Annotated in this window: 10 protein-coding genes; 7 read left to right on the top strand and 3 right to left on the bottom strand. The window is 60.1% G+C overall.

Features of this window, described 5'->3' with window-relative positions; translation table 11 throughout:
• Nucleotides 1–103: 103 nt before the first annotated feature.
• The 5 genes from zapE (at nt 104) to sspB (ending at nt 3816) form a co-directional block, all read left to right on the top strand.
• Entirely contained in the window at nt 104–1231 is a 1128-nt protein-coding gene (zapE, locus tag ACMGGW_RS20070; RefSeq protein WP_197759143.1) for a cell division protein ZapE, read from the top strand.
• Between the two features lie 275 nt (nt 1232–1506).
• Entirely contained in the window at nt 1507–1935 is a 429-nt protein-coding gene (gene rplM / locus ACMGGW_RS20065; protein ID WP_004937079.1) for a 50S ribosomal protein L13, read from the top strand.
• A 15-nt stretch (nt 1936–1950) separates the two neighbouring features.
• Entirely contained in the window at nt 1951–2343 is a 393-nt protein-coding gene (gene rpsI, locus ACMGGW_RS20060; RefSeq protein ID WP_004937080.1) for a 30S ribosomal protein S9, read from the top strand.
• A gap of 325 nt (nt 2344–2668) precedes the next feature.
• Nucleotides 2669–3310, top strand: a complete 642-nt coding sequence (gene sspA, locus ACMGGW_RS20055; RefSeq protein WP_025304366.1) for a stringent starvation protein SspA — start codon at nt 2669–2671, stop codon at nt 3308–3310.
• Between the two features lie 5 nt (nt 3311–3315).
• The gene (sspB, locus tag ACMGGW_RS20050) at nt 3316–3816 is read left to right on the top strand and encodes a ClpXP protease specificity-enhancing factor (protein WP_025304365.1); all 501 of its coding nucleotides are present in this window, start codon (nt 3316–3318) and stop codon (nt 3814–3816) included.
• 62 nt (nt 3817–3878) lie between these two features.
• Here sspB and ACMGGW_RS20045 read toward each other — a convergent pair whose 3' ends face one another.
• From ACMGGW_RS20045 to gltB, 3 genes are all read right to left on the bottom strand, one after another.
• Nucleotides 3879–4358, bottom strand: coding sequence for a hypothetical protein (locus ACMGGW_RS20045; RefSeq protein WP_025304364.1), 480 nt, complete (start codon nt 4356–4358; stop codon nt 3879–3881).
• A 164-nt stretch (nt 4359–4522) separates the two neighbouring features.
• Complete coding sequence (locus ACMGGW_RS20040) at nt 4523–5941, bottom strand: FAD-dependent oxidoreductase (protein WP_197832241.1); 1419 nt, start codon at nt 5939–5941, stop codon at nt 4523–4525.
• A 14-nt stretch (nt 5942–5955) separates the two neighbouring features.
• Nucleotides 5956–10416, bottom strand: coding sequence for a glutamate synthase large subunit (gltB, locus tag ACMGGW_RS20035; RefSeq protein WP_025304362.1), 4461 nt, complete (start codon nt 10414–10416; stop codon nt 5956–5958).
• A gap of 691 nt (nt 10417–11107) precedes the next feature.
• Between gltB and ACMGGW_RS20030 the strand changes: the two genes are divergently transcribed.
• On the top strand, nt 11108–12046 hold the full coding sequence (locus ACMGGW_RS20030; RefSeq protein ID WP_060448033.1) for a TIGR01212 family radical SAM protein: 939 nt from the start codon (nt 11108–11110) through the stop codon (nt 12044–12046).
• 92 nt (nt 12047–12138) lie between these two features.
• A complete protein-coding gene (gene arcB, locus ACMGGW_RS20025) occupies nt 12139–14478 on the top strand; it encodes an aerobic respiration two-component sensor histidine kinase ArcB (protein ID WP_025304360.1) in 2340 nt (779 codons plus the stop codon).
• Nucleotides 14479–14667: the final 189 nt, after the last annotated feature.

The following is a 14667-nucleotide window of genomic DNA, read 5'->3' as shown; positions in this document are numbered from 1 at the left end:
CGCCCGCAGCGGGCATTTGTGGCGATAACGGTGCGAATCGGCATCAACTTGCCGCCAACGTTGGCTAAATAATTTCTAAGCGTTCTTAGGGAACATCGAACAGATGCAGGCACTATCACCGTTATCTCGCTACCAGCAGGCGCTGGATGCGGGTGAATATCAGGCCGATGAGGTTCAACGCCGGGCCGTGACTCAACTGGATCGCATTTATCAGGCTCTACTGCAAAAGCCGGCGGCGAGCGCGCCTGCCGGCGGGCTGCGCGGCAAGCTCAGCCGCTTGCTGGGCAAGGGCGGCGACACGGCGCCACAGCGCCCGGTGCAGGGGCTGTATATGTGGGGCGGCGTCGGGCGCGGCAAAACCTGGTTGATGGATATGTTCTTCCACAGTTTGCCGGGCGATCGCAAAATGCGTCTGCACTTTCACCGCTTCATGCTGCGGGTGCATGAAGAGCTGACCGAGTTGCAGGGGCGGGAAAACCCGCTGGAAATCGTCGCCGACGGGTTTAAGGCCGAGACCGACGTGCTGTGCTTCGACGAATTCTTCGTGTCCGACATCACCGACGCCATGCTGCTGGCCACGCTGCTGCAGGCGCTGTTCGCGCGCGGCATTACGCTGGTGGCCACGTCGAACATCCCGCCGGACGATCTGTACCGCAACGGTCTGCAGCGGGCGCGTTTCCTGCCGGCCATCGATCTGATCAACGAGTACTGCGACGTGATGAACGTCGACGCCGGCATCGACTATCGTCTGCGTACCCTGACCCAGGCGCACCTCTACCTGACGCCGCTGAGCGACCAGACGCGCGAGACGCTGGATCGGATGTTCGTTAAGCTGGCGGGCAAGGCGGGGGATGACGCGCCGGTGCTGCAGATCAACCATCGGCCGCTGCAGGCGATCCGTTCGGTGGACGGCGTGCTGGCGGTGGATTTCCACACGTTGTGCGAAGAGGCGCGCAGCCAACTAGACTACATCGCGCTGTCGCGGCTGTATCACAGCGTGATCCTGTATAATGTGCAGGTGATGGGGCCGCTGAAAGAGAATACCGCGCGCCGTTTCCTGGCGTTGGTGGACGAATTCTACGAACGGCACATCAAGCTGGTGATCGGCGCCGAAGCGTCGATGTTCGAGATCTATCAGGGGGTGCAGCTGAAATTTGAATTCCAGCGCTGCCTGTCGCGCCTGCAGGAAATGCAGAGCGAAGAGTACCTCAAGCTGCCGCATCTGCCCTGAATCTGCCGGGCTTGCCGCCGCCATATCGCCGGTTGTCCGCCGCCGGCGATAAATTTATTTTCCATTCAAAAACCGTTCGATCTTTGTGAGCGACTTCTCTATAATCTTGCGACCCCACGTTACAACAAAGTTTTTTTTCCCAAAAACTTTATAGTGCCGGCAATGGCTATTCGAAGGGGTAGGTTTGCTGGACTTGTATGGTCGTGTGAGCCTCAACTGTTTTCGAGCGTTTGGGTGTTCACCAACGTGTAACTAATTATTGGGTAAGCTTTCTAATGAAAACTTTTACAGCTAAACCAGAAACCGTAAAACGCGACTGGTACGTTGTTGATGCAGATGGTAAAACTTTAGGCCGTCTCGCTACTGAACTGGCTCGTCGCCTGCGCGGCAAGCATAAAGCGGAATACACCCCGCACGTGGATACCGGTGATTACATCATCGTTCTGAACGCTGACAAAGTTGCTGTAACCGGCAACAAGCGTACAGACAAAGTGTACTACCACCACACCGGCCACATCGGTGGTATCAAGCAAGCGACCTTTGAAGAGATGATTGCCCGCCGTCCTGAGCGCGTGATTGAAATCGCGGTTAAAGGCATGCTGCCAAAGGGCCCGCTGGGTCGTGCTATGTTCCGTAAACTGAAAGTTTACGCGGGCACCGAGCACAATCACGCGGCACAGCAACCGCAAGTTCTGGACATTTAATCGGGATTAATGGCAATGGCTGAAAATCAATACTACGGCACTGGTCGCCGCAAAAGCTCCGCCGCTCGCGTCTTCATCAAGCCGGGCAACGGTAACATCGTTATCAACCAGCGCAGCCTGGAACAGTACTTCGGTCGCGAAACTGCCCGCATGGTAGTTCGTCAGCCGCTGGAACTGGTCGACATGGTTGGCAAACTGGATCTGTACATCACCGTTAAAGGTGGTGGTATCTCCGGTCAAGCTGGCGCTATCCGTCACGGTATCACCCGTGCACTGATGGAGTACGATGAGACTCTGCGTTCTGAACTGCGTAAAGCTGGCTTCGTCACCCGTGACGCTCGTCAGGTTGAACGTAAGAAAGTCGGTCTGCGTAAAGCACGTCGTCGTCCGCAGTTCTCCAAGCGTTAATTTTCGCTGCTTCGGCAGTGCGATTTACGCAAAAAACCCGGTGCTTCACCGGGTTTTTTTATGCCTGAAATCCGCCGTCCCCGACTAAAATCTGTGGCATATCAGACAATTCAACATGAATTCGCCGCACTGCCCCCACAAAACAAGCAAAATCTGGTAAACTATCATCCACTTTTGCGCCTGTTCGCCGTGCAGTTGACCTCCTGGGCCGGTTTTTTATGGGTTCGGGTCGCGCTGCGTGCTGCCGGCCTGCGGCAAGATTATTCAGGATAGCAGCCTGTCAGTTGGCTATTCGCAGTATTTTCTAGATAACTTGGAGGTTTTCATGGCTGTCGCTGCCAACAAACGTTCGGTAATGACGCTGTTCTCTGGCCCGACCGACATTTTTAGCCATCAAGTACGTATCGTACTGGCGGAGAAAGGTGTCAGCGTCGAGATCGAGCAGGTCGAAATGGATAACCTGCCGCAAGATCTGATTGACCTCAACCCTTACCAGACGGTGCCTACGCTGGTCGATCGCGAACTGACCCTGTATGAATCCCGCATCATCATGGAATATCTGGATGAGCGCTTCCCGCACCCGCCGCTGATGCCGGTTTACCCGGTTGCCCGTGGTGAGAGCCGTCTGATGATGCTGCGCATCGAGAAGAACTGGTACTCGCTGATGGACAAGATCGAGAAGAGCAGCGGTCAGGAAGCGGAATCCGCCCGTCGTCAGCTGCGTGAAGAGCTGTTGGCGATCGCGCCTATCTTCGGCCAGACGCCGTATTTCATGAGCGAAGAGTTCAGCCTGGTGGATTGCTACCTGGCACCGCTGTTGTGGCGTCTGCCGCAGCTGGGCATCGAATTGAGCGGCGCCGGCTCTAAAGAGCTGAAAGGCTACATGACCCGCGTCTTCGAACGCGACGCTTTCCTGGCTTCCCTGACCGAAGCCGAGCGTGAAATGCGCCTGCAAACCCGGGGCTAAGCGCGATGGACATGTCTCAGATGACGCCGCGTCGCCCGTATCTGTTGCGGGCGTTCTACGACTGGTTGCTGGATAACCAGCTGACGCCGCACCTGGTGGTCGACGTGACTCGCCCGGATGTTCAGGTGCCGATGGAGTTCGCGCGTGATGGCCAGATCGTGTTGAATATCGCGCCGCGCGCGGTAGGCAACCTGGCGTTGGGCAACGAAGACGTGCAGTTTAACGCACGTTTCGGCGGCGTGCCGCGTCAGGTTTCGGTGCCGATGGCAGCCGTACTGGCGATTTATGCGCGTGAAAACGGCGCCGGCACGATGTTCGAACCGGAAGCCGCCTACGACGAGAGCGAAGGCGTGTTCGAAGGTCTGGACAATGAGACGATCCCTTCGGAAACCCTGATGTCAGTGATCGACGGCGATCGCCCGGATACCGCGGAAGATGACGGCCCGGACGACGAACCGCCGCAGCCGCCGCGCGGTGGCCGCCCGGCGCTGCGTGTGGTGAAATAAGCCCGCGTGAACAAACGAAAAAGCACCCCGTGGGGTGCTTTTTTTTGCCCGGACGAGGCGGATCAGCCTTTCAAGGCGGCAATGCAGGCATCGCGCGGCGCGCTGAGATCGCCTACGCGCACGGTGGACAGCGCGTGGGCTGCACGCTCACGGAAGCTGGTGATGGCGGTGTCGCCTTGCACTTCCGGTGGCGCGGTGCAGATGTCATTGAGCGGCAGATCGTTGCCTTTGTTGAGCGCCTGCAATACCGCTGCCGGGTTGTAGATCAGGGCCGCGGAGAGGGCAGATTTAATGCCGGCGGTAAATCCGGCATTGCCGCCGCCGGCCAGCTTGGGCGCCAGAGCAATCCAGTTGTCGTCCCCCAACCGGATGCTGTTTTCCACGGCGCTGAACTGCCCGGCCTTGCCCAACTGCGCCACGACCGGCCGCGCGCCGCGCGCTTCGATATTGTAACCGACCTCCTGCGAATCCAGCGCCAGGGCTGAGGCGCTGAAACTGACGGCCAGCAGCGCGCCGGCCAACAGGGAAATGGAGCATTTCATGTTCGCTATCCTTATCTCGGTGTCAGGCGCAGCCGCGCCCTGCAATGGTGCTAACTCAATACTATAGCGCGTTGAGGCAGTGAGGAGAGGGGCGGTTGTTACAAAGCGTGGCCGGTTAAAACAAAGGCCCGGCAACGTGCCGGGCCTTTGGCGGTACGGAAGGTTTACACTTCCAGGTAGTTCATGATGCCATCAGCCGCTTTGCGGCCTTCGGCGATCGCCGTCACCACCAGGTCGGAGCCGCGGACCGCGTCGCCACCGGCGAAGATTTTCGGGTTGCTGGTCTGGAATGCGTTGTCGCTGCCTTCCGGCGCCACGATGCGGCCCTGTTTATCGAGCTGCACGTCGTGCGCCGCCAGCCAGTCCATACGGTGTGGGCGGAAGCCGAACGCCATCACCACCGCGTCGGCGTCGATAACGTGTTCGGAACCCGGTACCTGCTCCGCCGCCTGACGGCCGTTGGCATCCGGTGCGCCCAGCTGAGTGCGCACCATTTTCACCCCGGCCACGCGGCCGGCGCTGTTCAGTTCGATGCTCAGCGGCTGCAGGTTGAACTGGAAGTCCACCCCTTCTTCCCGCGCGTTCTTCACTTCGCGCTTGGAGCCCGGCATGTTGGCCTCGTCGCGGCGGTAGGCGCAGACGACCTGCGTCGCGCCCTGACGCACCGAGGTACGCACACAGTCCATGGCGGTATCACCGCCGCCCAGCACCACTACCCGCTTGCCTTCCATGCTGACGTAAGGCTCGTGCTGCTCGGTTTCATAGCCCATCAGCTGCTTGGTGTTGGCGATCAGGAACGGCAGCGCGTCGTACACGCCCTGCGCTTCCTCATTCTCCAGGCCGCCGCGCATCGACTGATAGGTACCGACGCCGAGGAACACCGCATCGTACTCGCTCAGCAAGGTCTCCATGCTGATGTCTTTGCCCACTTCGGTGTTCAGCTGGAACTCGATGCCCATCTTGCTGAAGATGCCGCGGCGTTTGACCATCACTTCCTTTTCCAGCTTGAAGGCCGGGATACCGAAGGTCAGCAGGCCGCCGATCTCAGGATGACGGTCATACACCACCGCTTTGACGCCGTTGCGGGTCAGCACGTCGGCGCAGGCCAGCCCGGCAGGGCCGGCACCGACGATCGCCACGCGCTTGCCGGTCGGCTGCACGTGCGACATGTCCGGCTTCCAGCCCATTTCGATGGCCTTATCGCTGATGTAGCGCTCGATATTGCCGATGGTGACCGCGCCGAACTCGTCGTTCAGGGTGCAGGAGCCTTCGCACAGGCGATCCTGCGGGCATACGCGGCCGCACACTTCCGGCAGGCTGTTGGTCTGATGCGCCAGGTCCGCCGCTTCCATGATGCGGCCTTCGTTGGCCAGCTTCAGCCAGTTCGGGATGTAGTTGTGCACCGGGCACTTCCACTCGCAATACGGGTTGCCGCAGGACAGACAGCGGTCCGCCTGGGCCTTGGCCTGGGTTTCCGAAAACGGTTCGTAGATCTCGACGAACTCGATTTTGCGGATCTTCAGCGGTTTCTTTGGCGGATCAACACGCTGCAGGTCGATAAATTGGTAAACGTTCTGGCTCATTAATGACCTACCTCTTACTGCGCCTGCACCCGCAGCTCGGCTGCGGAACGGCTACGGTGACCCAACAGCGCTTTGACATCGCTGGACTTCGGTTTGACCAAGGCGAACTTCGGCGCCCATTCCGGCCAGTTGGCCAGGATCTCTTCCGCGCGGGAAGAGCCGGTCGCCTGCACGTGTTCGGTGATCAGGCCGCGCAGGTGCTCCTCATGGATCGCCAGCTGATCGACATCCAGCACTTCCACCAGCTCCGGGTTCACGCGCTTGCGGAACTCGCCGTCTTCGTCCAGCACGTAGGCGAAGCCGCCGGTCATGCCCGCACCGAAGTTGATGCCGGTTTTACCCAGGACGCAGACGATGCCGCCGGTCATGTATTCGCAGCCGTTGTCACCGATGCCTTCCACCACGGTGATGGCGCCGGAGTTGCGCACCGCGAAGCGTTCGCCCGCGCGGCCGGCGGCGAACAGCTTGCCGCCGGTGGCGCCGTACAGGCAGGTGTTGCCGACGATGCTGGCTTCATGGCTGCGGAAGGCGGAGCCGATCGGCGGACGTACCGCGATGCTGCCGCCGGCCATGCCTTTGCCGACATAGTCGTTGGCATCGCCGGTCAGGGTCAGCTCGACGCCGCCGGCGTTCCAAACGCCGAAGCTCTGCCCGGCGGTGCCGGAGAAGTGCGCCTTAATAGGATCGGCCGCCATGCCCTGATCGCCGTGCACGTCGGCGATCGCGCCGGACAGCATGGCGCCCACGGAGCGGTCGGTGTTGCGAATGTCGAAGTAGAAGGTTTTACCCTGCTTCGCTTCGATGTACGGCTGCGCCTGCGCCAGCAGCTCTTTGTTCAGCAGGCCCTTGTCGAACGCCGGGTTGCTGCTTTCGGTGCAGTACACCGCTTTGCCCGGATGCGGCGTGGCGGTTTTCAGCAGCGGCGACAGATCCAGCTTGTTCTGCTTGGCGGAGATGCCGTCCAGCTCGGTCAGGAACTCGGTGCGGCCGATCAGATCCACCAGTTGGCTCACGCCCAGTTGGGCCATGATCTCGCGGGTTTCACGCGCGATAAACTGGAAGTAATTCGTCACGCGTTCCGGCAGGCCGTGGTAGTGATCGCGGCGCAGCTTGTCGTCCTGAGTCGCGACGCCGGTCGCGCAGTTGTTGAGGTGGCAGATGCGCAGGTATTTGCAGCCCAGCGCCACCATCGGCCCGGTGCCGAAGCCGAAGCTTTCCGCGCCCAGGATCGCCGCTTTGACGATGTCCACGCCGGTTTTCAGGCCGCCGTCCACCTGCAGGCGGATCTTGTGGCGCAGGCCGTTGGCCACCAGCGCCTGCTGGGTTTCCACCAGGCCCAGTTCCCACGGACAGCCGGCATATTTCACCGAGGACAGCGGGCTGGCGCCGGTGCCGCCGTCGTAACCGGCGATGGTGATCAGATCGGCATAGGCTTTCGCCACGCCGGTGGCGATGGTGCCGACGCCCGGCTCGGACACCAGTTTCACCGAAATCACCGCCTTCGGGTTGACCTGCTTCAGGTCGAAGATCAGCTGCGCCAGATCTTCGATCGAGTAGATGTCGTGGTGCGGCGGCGGGGAGATCAGCGTCACGCCCGGCACTGAATAACGCAATCTGGCGATGTACGGAGTGACTTTGTCGCCCGGTAGCTGGCCGCCTTCGCCCGGCTTGGCGCCTTGCGCGACCTTAATTTGGATCACGTCGGCGTTCACCAGGTAGGCCGGCGTCACGCCGAAGCGGCCGGAGGCCACCTGTTTGATGCGCGACACCTTGTTGGTGCGGTAGCGTGCCGGATCTTCGCCGCCTTCGCCAGAGTTGGAGAAGCCGCCGAGACCGTTCATGGCGATCGCCAGCGACTCGTGCGCTTCCGGGCTCAGTGCGCCGATCGACATCGCCGCGGTGTCGAAGCGTTTGAACAGCGACTCCGCCGGTTCGACCTGATCGACCGGGATCGGTTCACCTTTCGGCGTGATGGCCAGCAGATCGCGCAGCATGGCGATCGGTCGCTCGTTCACCAGCTTGGCGTAGGCCTGGTAGTCGCTGTACTCGCCGCTGTGCACCGCTTTTTGCAGTGAGTTCACCACGTCCGGGTTGTAGGCGTGGTATTCGCCGCCGTGTACGAACTTCAGCAGGCCGCCTTGCTCCAGCGGCTTGCGTTTCAGCCAGGCGCGCTTGGAAAGGTTCTGCAGATCCTGCTGGAAGTCGCTGAAGCTGGCGCCGCCGATGCGGCTGACCACGCCCTGGAAGCATAGATCCGCCAGATCGCGGTGCAGGCCGACCGCTTCGAACAGCTTGGAGCAGCGGTAAGAGGCGATGGTCGAGATGCCCATCTTGGACATGATCTTATACAGACCCTTGTTGATGCCGTTGCGGTAGTTCAGCATCACGTCGCGGTATTTCTTGTCGATCGCCTGGCTGTCCACCAGCTTGGCCAGGGTTTCATAGGCCAGGTACGGGTAGATGGCGGTCGCGCCGAAGCCGAGCAGCACGGCGAAGTGGTGCGGATCGCGGGCGCTGGCGGTTTCAACGATCAGGTTGGCGTCGCAGCGCAGGCTCTTCTCCACCAGGCGGGTTTGCACGGCGCCCACAGCCATCGGAGCCGGTACCGGCAGGCGGCCGGGCGCGATGGCGCGGTCGGACAGCACCAACAGCACTGCGCCTTCGCGCACCTTGCGTTCCGCTTCGTCGCACAGGGCGCGAATGGTCTGCTCCAGATCCTGCTGCTGCGGATCGAAGGTCAGATCGAGCGTCTCGGCGCGATAGTATTCGCCTTCCAGCGTGGTGAGCTGTTTGAAATCGGAGTACAGCAGGATCGGCGATTTGAAGCTCAGGCGGTGCGCCTGGCCTTCGGCTTCGCAGAACACGTTCATTTCACGGCCGATGCTGGTGGCCAGCGACATGACGTGCGCTTCGCGCAGCGGATCGATCGGCGGGTTGGTGACCTGCGCGAACTGCTGGCGGAAGTAGTCGTAAACGATGCGCGGCCGGCTGGAGAGCACGGCGAACGGGGTATCGTCGCCCATCGAACCGGTGGCTTCCTGGCCAATCTCGCCCAGCACGCGGATCACCTGATCCAGCTCTTCGCTGCTGTAGCCGAACTGTTTCTGGTAGGTTTCGAGCTGCGCGTCGTCGAGCTCGCGGCTGCCGACCTGATCGTCCGGCAGATCTTCGAACGGCACCAGGCGTTTGACGTTTTTCTCCATCCACTCTTTATACGGGTGGCGGCTTTTCAGATCGTTGTCGGTTTCCGCTGAGTGCAGGATGCGGCCGCTGCGGGTGTCGATCACCATCAGCTCGCCGGGGCCAACGCGGCCTTTTTCCACCACTTCATCCGGCTGGTAATCCCAGATGCCGACTTCGGAGGCGCAGGTGATCAGCTTGTCTTTGGTGATCACGTAGCGCGCCGGGCGCAGGCCGTTGCGATCGAGGTTACAGGCGGCGTAGCGGCCGTCGGACATCACGATGCCGGCCGGGCCGTCCCACGGCTCCATGTGCATCGAGTTGAAGTCGAAGAAGGCGCGCAGATCGCCGTCCATGTCCGGGTTGTTCTGCCAGGCCGGCGGCACCAGCAGGCGCATGGCGCGGATGAGATCCATCCCGCCCGCCAGCAGCAGCTCCAGCATGTTGTCCAGCGAACTGGAGTCGGAGCCGGTTTCGTTGACGAACGGCGCGGCGGCCTGCAGATCCGGGATCAGCGGCGTTTGGAATTTGTAGGTACGGGCACGCGCCCATTGGCGGTTGCCGGTGATGGTATTGATTTCGCCGTTGTGCGCCAGGTAGCGGAACGGCTGCGCCAGCGGCCAGCGCGGCACGGTGTTGGTGGAGAAGCGCTGGTGGAACAGGCAAATGGCCGACTCCAGGCGCAGGTCCGCCAGATCGAGATAGAAGCGCGGCAGATCCGCAGGCATGCACAGGCCTTTATAGATCGTCACCAGGTTGGAGAAGCTGCAGACGTAGAAGCTGTCATCCTGCACGCGTTTCTCGATGCGGCGACGCGCCACGAACAGGCGGCGTTCCATATCGCGCGGGCGCCAGCCGGCCGGGGCGTTAACAAAGATTTGCTCGATGCGCGGCAGGGAGGAGAGGGCGATCTCACCCAGCACGTCCGGGTTAGTCGGCACTTCGCGCCAGCCGACGATCGACAGCGTTTCGTTTTGCAGCTCTTCTTCCACGATGCGGCGGCTGAGGCGCGCTTCCTCTTCATTCTGGCTGAGGAACATCATGCCGACGGCGTAGTTCTTGGCCAAACGCCAGCCGCGCTCTTCCGCCACCATGCGGAAGAAGCGATCGGGTTTTTGCAGCAACAGGCCGCAGCCGTCGCCGGTCTTGCCGTCGGCCAGGATCGCGCCGCGGTGCTGCATGCGGGCCAGCGCGTGAATGGCGGTGCGCACCACCTTGTGGCTAGGTTCGCCTTCTATGTGGGCGATCAGGCCGAAACCACAGTTGTCCCTCTCTTGGGATTTATCGTACAACATATCGTGAACCTCCCCAGGCTCTGCGTGACTCTCACAACCTACTGCGAGGGGGCTTCCCAATTTCAGGCAGAAGTCCAATCAGCAAGTTAACCCCGCCAATCTGCTTTTCCGCCCTCCATCAATGGCCTCTCGTGACGGTCTCACAAGTGGTATAGGACTTGTTTTAAGAGGGAGTCTTCAATTACTGCATAAATATGACGAGACGTTTGCCCGTCCAGAAAGCTTCCAGCGGACTTCCAACTTAGCGAGAAAGAATTCGCAGGTCAAATGTGGGCTTAAGATAGATTCTTATCGAATTAATGATGTTTATTTATTTGATAAATAAGTAATTTAATGCATTTTTGCACTGTCGTGGGGCAACACCGATCCCCGCAGAAGTGTGAGCTGTCTCACTATAGTGCAACCCCTTAATCTCTGCACCATGCTAGTGCGGGGGTTAATGCCAGAATTTTATTCTATAAGATATTGCCTGGCTGATGTTTATGACTATTTTTCACCGTGTTGTCATATTGCCGTTAACGGTTGCGTGACGATTAGAATAATTCATCAGAATTATAGTGAATTGATTTGCGTTTATGATGAATAGTTATGCCTGGTGGCGCCTTGCGGGGAAAGCGTTGATCTCTGTCATCGCGGGAAAAGCCGTTTCTTATTAGCATCGCGGCTTTGAACACAGAGAATCACCAAGATTATGCAGTTGCCGCAATTAGTCAATATGTTTGGCGCAGATCTCCAGCGCCGCTATGGCGAAAAGATCCATAAACTCACGCTGCACGGCGGATTCAGCTGCCCTAACCGCGACGGCACGTTGGGGCGCGGCGGCTGTACGTTCTGCAATGTCGCCTCGTTCGCCGATGAAGCGATGCAGCGCCAGAGCATCGACGAACAGCTGGCGCAGCAGGCCGCGCGGGTCGATCGGGCGCGGCGCTATCTGGCCTATTTCCAGGCCTATACCAGCACCTATGCGCAGATCGAACGGCTGGCGTCGATGTATCGGCAGGCGTTGGCGCAGAGCGCCGTGGTCGGCCTGTGCGTCGGCACCCGGCCGGACTGCGTGCCGCCCGCCGCGCTGGATCTGCTGGCGGGATACCGCGAGCAAGGCTATGAAGTGTGGCTGGAGCTGGGGCTGCAGACGGCGCACGATAAAACGCTGAAGCGCATCAATCGCGGCCATGATTTTCGCTGTTATCAGCAGACGGCGCGGCTGGCCCGGCAGCGCGGGCTGAAGGTGTGCTGCCATCTGATCGTCGGGCTGCCGGGAGAAAATCAGCGCGATCATCTGCTCACGCTGCAGCGGGTGGTGGAGACTGGCGTGGATGGCATCAAACTGCATCCGCTGCACGTCGTGACCGGCAGTACCCTGGCACGAGCGTGGCGCGCCGGGCGCTTGTCCGAACTGGCGTTGGAGGACTACGCCGTCAGCGCCGGGGAGATGATCCGCCACACGCCGGGCGAGGTGGTGTATCACCGTCTTTCCGCCAGCGCCCGTCGGCCGACGCTGCTGGCGCCGCTGTGGTGCGAAAACCGCTGGAGTGGCATGCAGGCGGTCGGTGCTTATCTGCAACAGCGCGGTGGGCAGGGCAGCGCGCTGGATGAAAAGTGGCGCTACCACCCTGGAATGCCGTTCTGAAGTGCAATCTTTGCCACACTTCGGCGTTTGCCGCCTTATCTCACCGCGGTTTTACGGTATGATTCAAAAGATTGTGTCTGATGGGAGCCGCTATGAAGCAAATCCGGGTGTTGGCCCAGTACTACGTTGATTTAATGGTGAAACTGGGGTTGGTGCGCTTCTCGCTGCTGCTGGCCTCGGCGCTGGTGGTGCTGGCGATGGTGGTGCAGATGGCGGTGACCATGCTGCTGCGCGGCGAAGTGGAAAGCATCGACGTGGTGCGTTCGATCTTCTTCGGCCTGTTGATCACCCCGTGGGCGGTCTATTTTCTCTCGGTGGTGGTGGAACAGTTGGAAGAGTCGCGCCAACGGCTGGCGCGGCTGGTGGACAAGCTCGAAGAGATGCGCCACCGCGATCTGGAGCTCAATCAGCAGCTCAAAGACAATATCAGCCAGCTGAATCAGGAGATTGCCGACCGTATCAAGGCGGAAGAAGAGCGCCTGCAGGTGATGGAAAAGCTGACCGAAGAGATGGAACAGCGCGAGCTGGCGCAGATTGAGCTGGGCCAGCAATCGGCGCTGTTGCGTTCCTTCCTCGATGCCTCGCCGGATCTGGTCTACTACCGCAACGAAGACAAAGAGTTCTCCGGCTGCAACCGCGCGATGGAGCTGCTGACCGGCAAAAGCGAGAAGCAGCTGATCGGCCTGACGCCGTTCGACGTCTACGGCCAGGAGATCGCCGAAAAGGTCATTGAGACCGACGAGAAGGTGTTCCGCCACAACGTTTCGCTGACCTACGAACAATGGCTGGTGTATCCCGACGGCCGCAAGGCCTGTTTCGAGCTGCGCAAGGTCCCGTTTTACGACCGGGTGGGCAAACGCCACGGGCTGATGGGCTTCGGCCGCGATATTACCGAGCGTAAGCGCTACCAGGACGCGCTGGAGAACGCCAGCAGGGAGAAGACCACCTTTATCTCCACCATCAGCCACGAGCTGCGTACGCCGCTTAACGGCATCGTCGGCCTGAGCCGCATCCTGCTCGATACCGAGCTGAATGACGAGCAACTGAAATACCTGAAGACCATCCACGTCAGCGCCATCACCCTCGGCAATATCTTCAACGACATTATCGAAATGGATAAGCTCGAGCGGCGCAAGGTGCAGCTCGACAACCAGCCGGTGGACTTCACCGGTTTCCTGGCAGATCTGGAGAACCTCTCCGGCCTGCTGGCGCAGCCGAAAGGGCTGCAGTTCATCATGGATCCGCAGACGCCGCTGCCGCAGCAGATCGTGACCGACGGCACGCGCCTGCGGCAGATCTTGTGGAACCTGATCGGCAACGCGGTGAAATTTACCCAACAGGGGAAAATCGTGGTGCGCGTGCGGCGCGAGGCGCAGGAGAAGTTGGTGTTCGAGGTGGAAGATTCGGGCATGGGCATCCCGCAGGACGAGCAGGACAAGATCTTCGCCATGTATTACCAGGTGAAAGATCAGCGCGGCGGCCGTCCGGCCACCGGCACCGGTATCGGGCTGGCGGTCTCCAAGCGGTTGGCGCAGAGCATGGGGGGTGACATCACCGTGCGCAGCGAACAGGGGCACGGTTCTTGCTTCACTCTGACCATCCAGGCGCCGGCGGTGCAGGAAGCCGTCAGCGAGGTATCGGAGGAAGAGGAGCTGCCGTTGCCGGCGCTGCACATCCTGCTGGTGGAGGATATCGAACTGAACGTGATCGTGGCGCGATCGGTGCTGGAGAAATTGGGCAACAGCGTCGATGTGGCGATGAACGGCCACGATGCGCTGGCGATGTTCGACCCGGACGAGTTCGATCTGGTACTGCTGGACATCCAACTGCCGGACATGACCGGGCTGGATATCGCCCGGGCGCTGCGCGAACGCTATGCCGGGCAGGCGCTGCCGCCGCTGGTGGCTTTGACCGCCAACGTGCTGAAAGACAAAAAAGAGTATCTCGAGGCGGGCATGGACGATGTGCTGAGCAAGCCGTTGTCGGTGCCGGCGCTGACCCAGGTCATCAAACACTATTGGGATCATCAACCTTCTCACACTTCAAAGAAAACGGAGCACAAGGCGATGCAGATTAATGAGTCGTTACTCGATACCGCGATGCTGGAACAGTACATGGATCTGGTTGGCCCGCAGCTGATCCACCAAAGCCTGGAGATGTTCGAACAGATGATGCCGGGCTACCTGGCGGTGCTGGACTCCAACATGACGGCGCGCGATCAGAAAGGCATCACCGAGGAAGGGCACAAGATCAAGGGCGCCGCCGGTTCGGTCGGTCTGCGCCATCTGCAGCAGCTGGCGCAGCAGATTCAAACGCCGACGCTGCCGGCCTGGTGGGATAACGTGCAGGATTGGGTGGATGAGTTGAAGCAAGAGTGGCGCAACGATGTGCAGGTACTGCGGGCTTGGGTTGAGAACGCTGAAAAAAAATGACCCCGACCTAAGCCGGGGTGCGCGAATATTGCGCCAACACCAGGGAAATTGTGAACCTGCGTATTGGTTTCAGTGTTCTGGTCGAGCAGGTTGTTGCGAATTCCTAAACATCATACAGCCAACAACATAGCAAATGTAAGCGCTCTTGTTAGAAGATTCATTAAAATGTGTGATGTAGATTAGTGTTTG

Origin of the sequence: Serratia sp. BNK-4, from assembly GCF_048685115.1 — a bacterium.
Classification (GTDB): Bacteria; Pseudomonadota; Gammaproteobacteria; order Enterobacterales; family Enterobacteriaceae; genus Serratia; species Serratia bockelmannii.
This window is presented reverse-complemented; position numbering and strand designations above follow the sequence as displayed.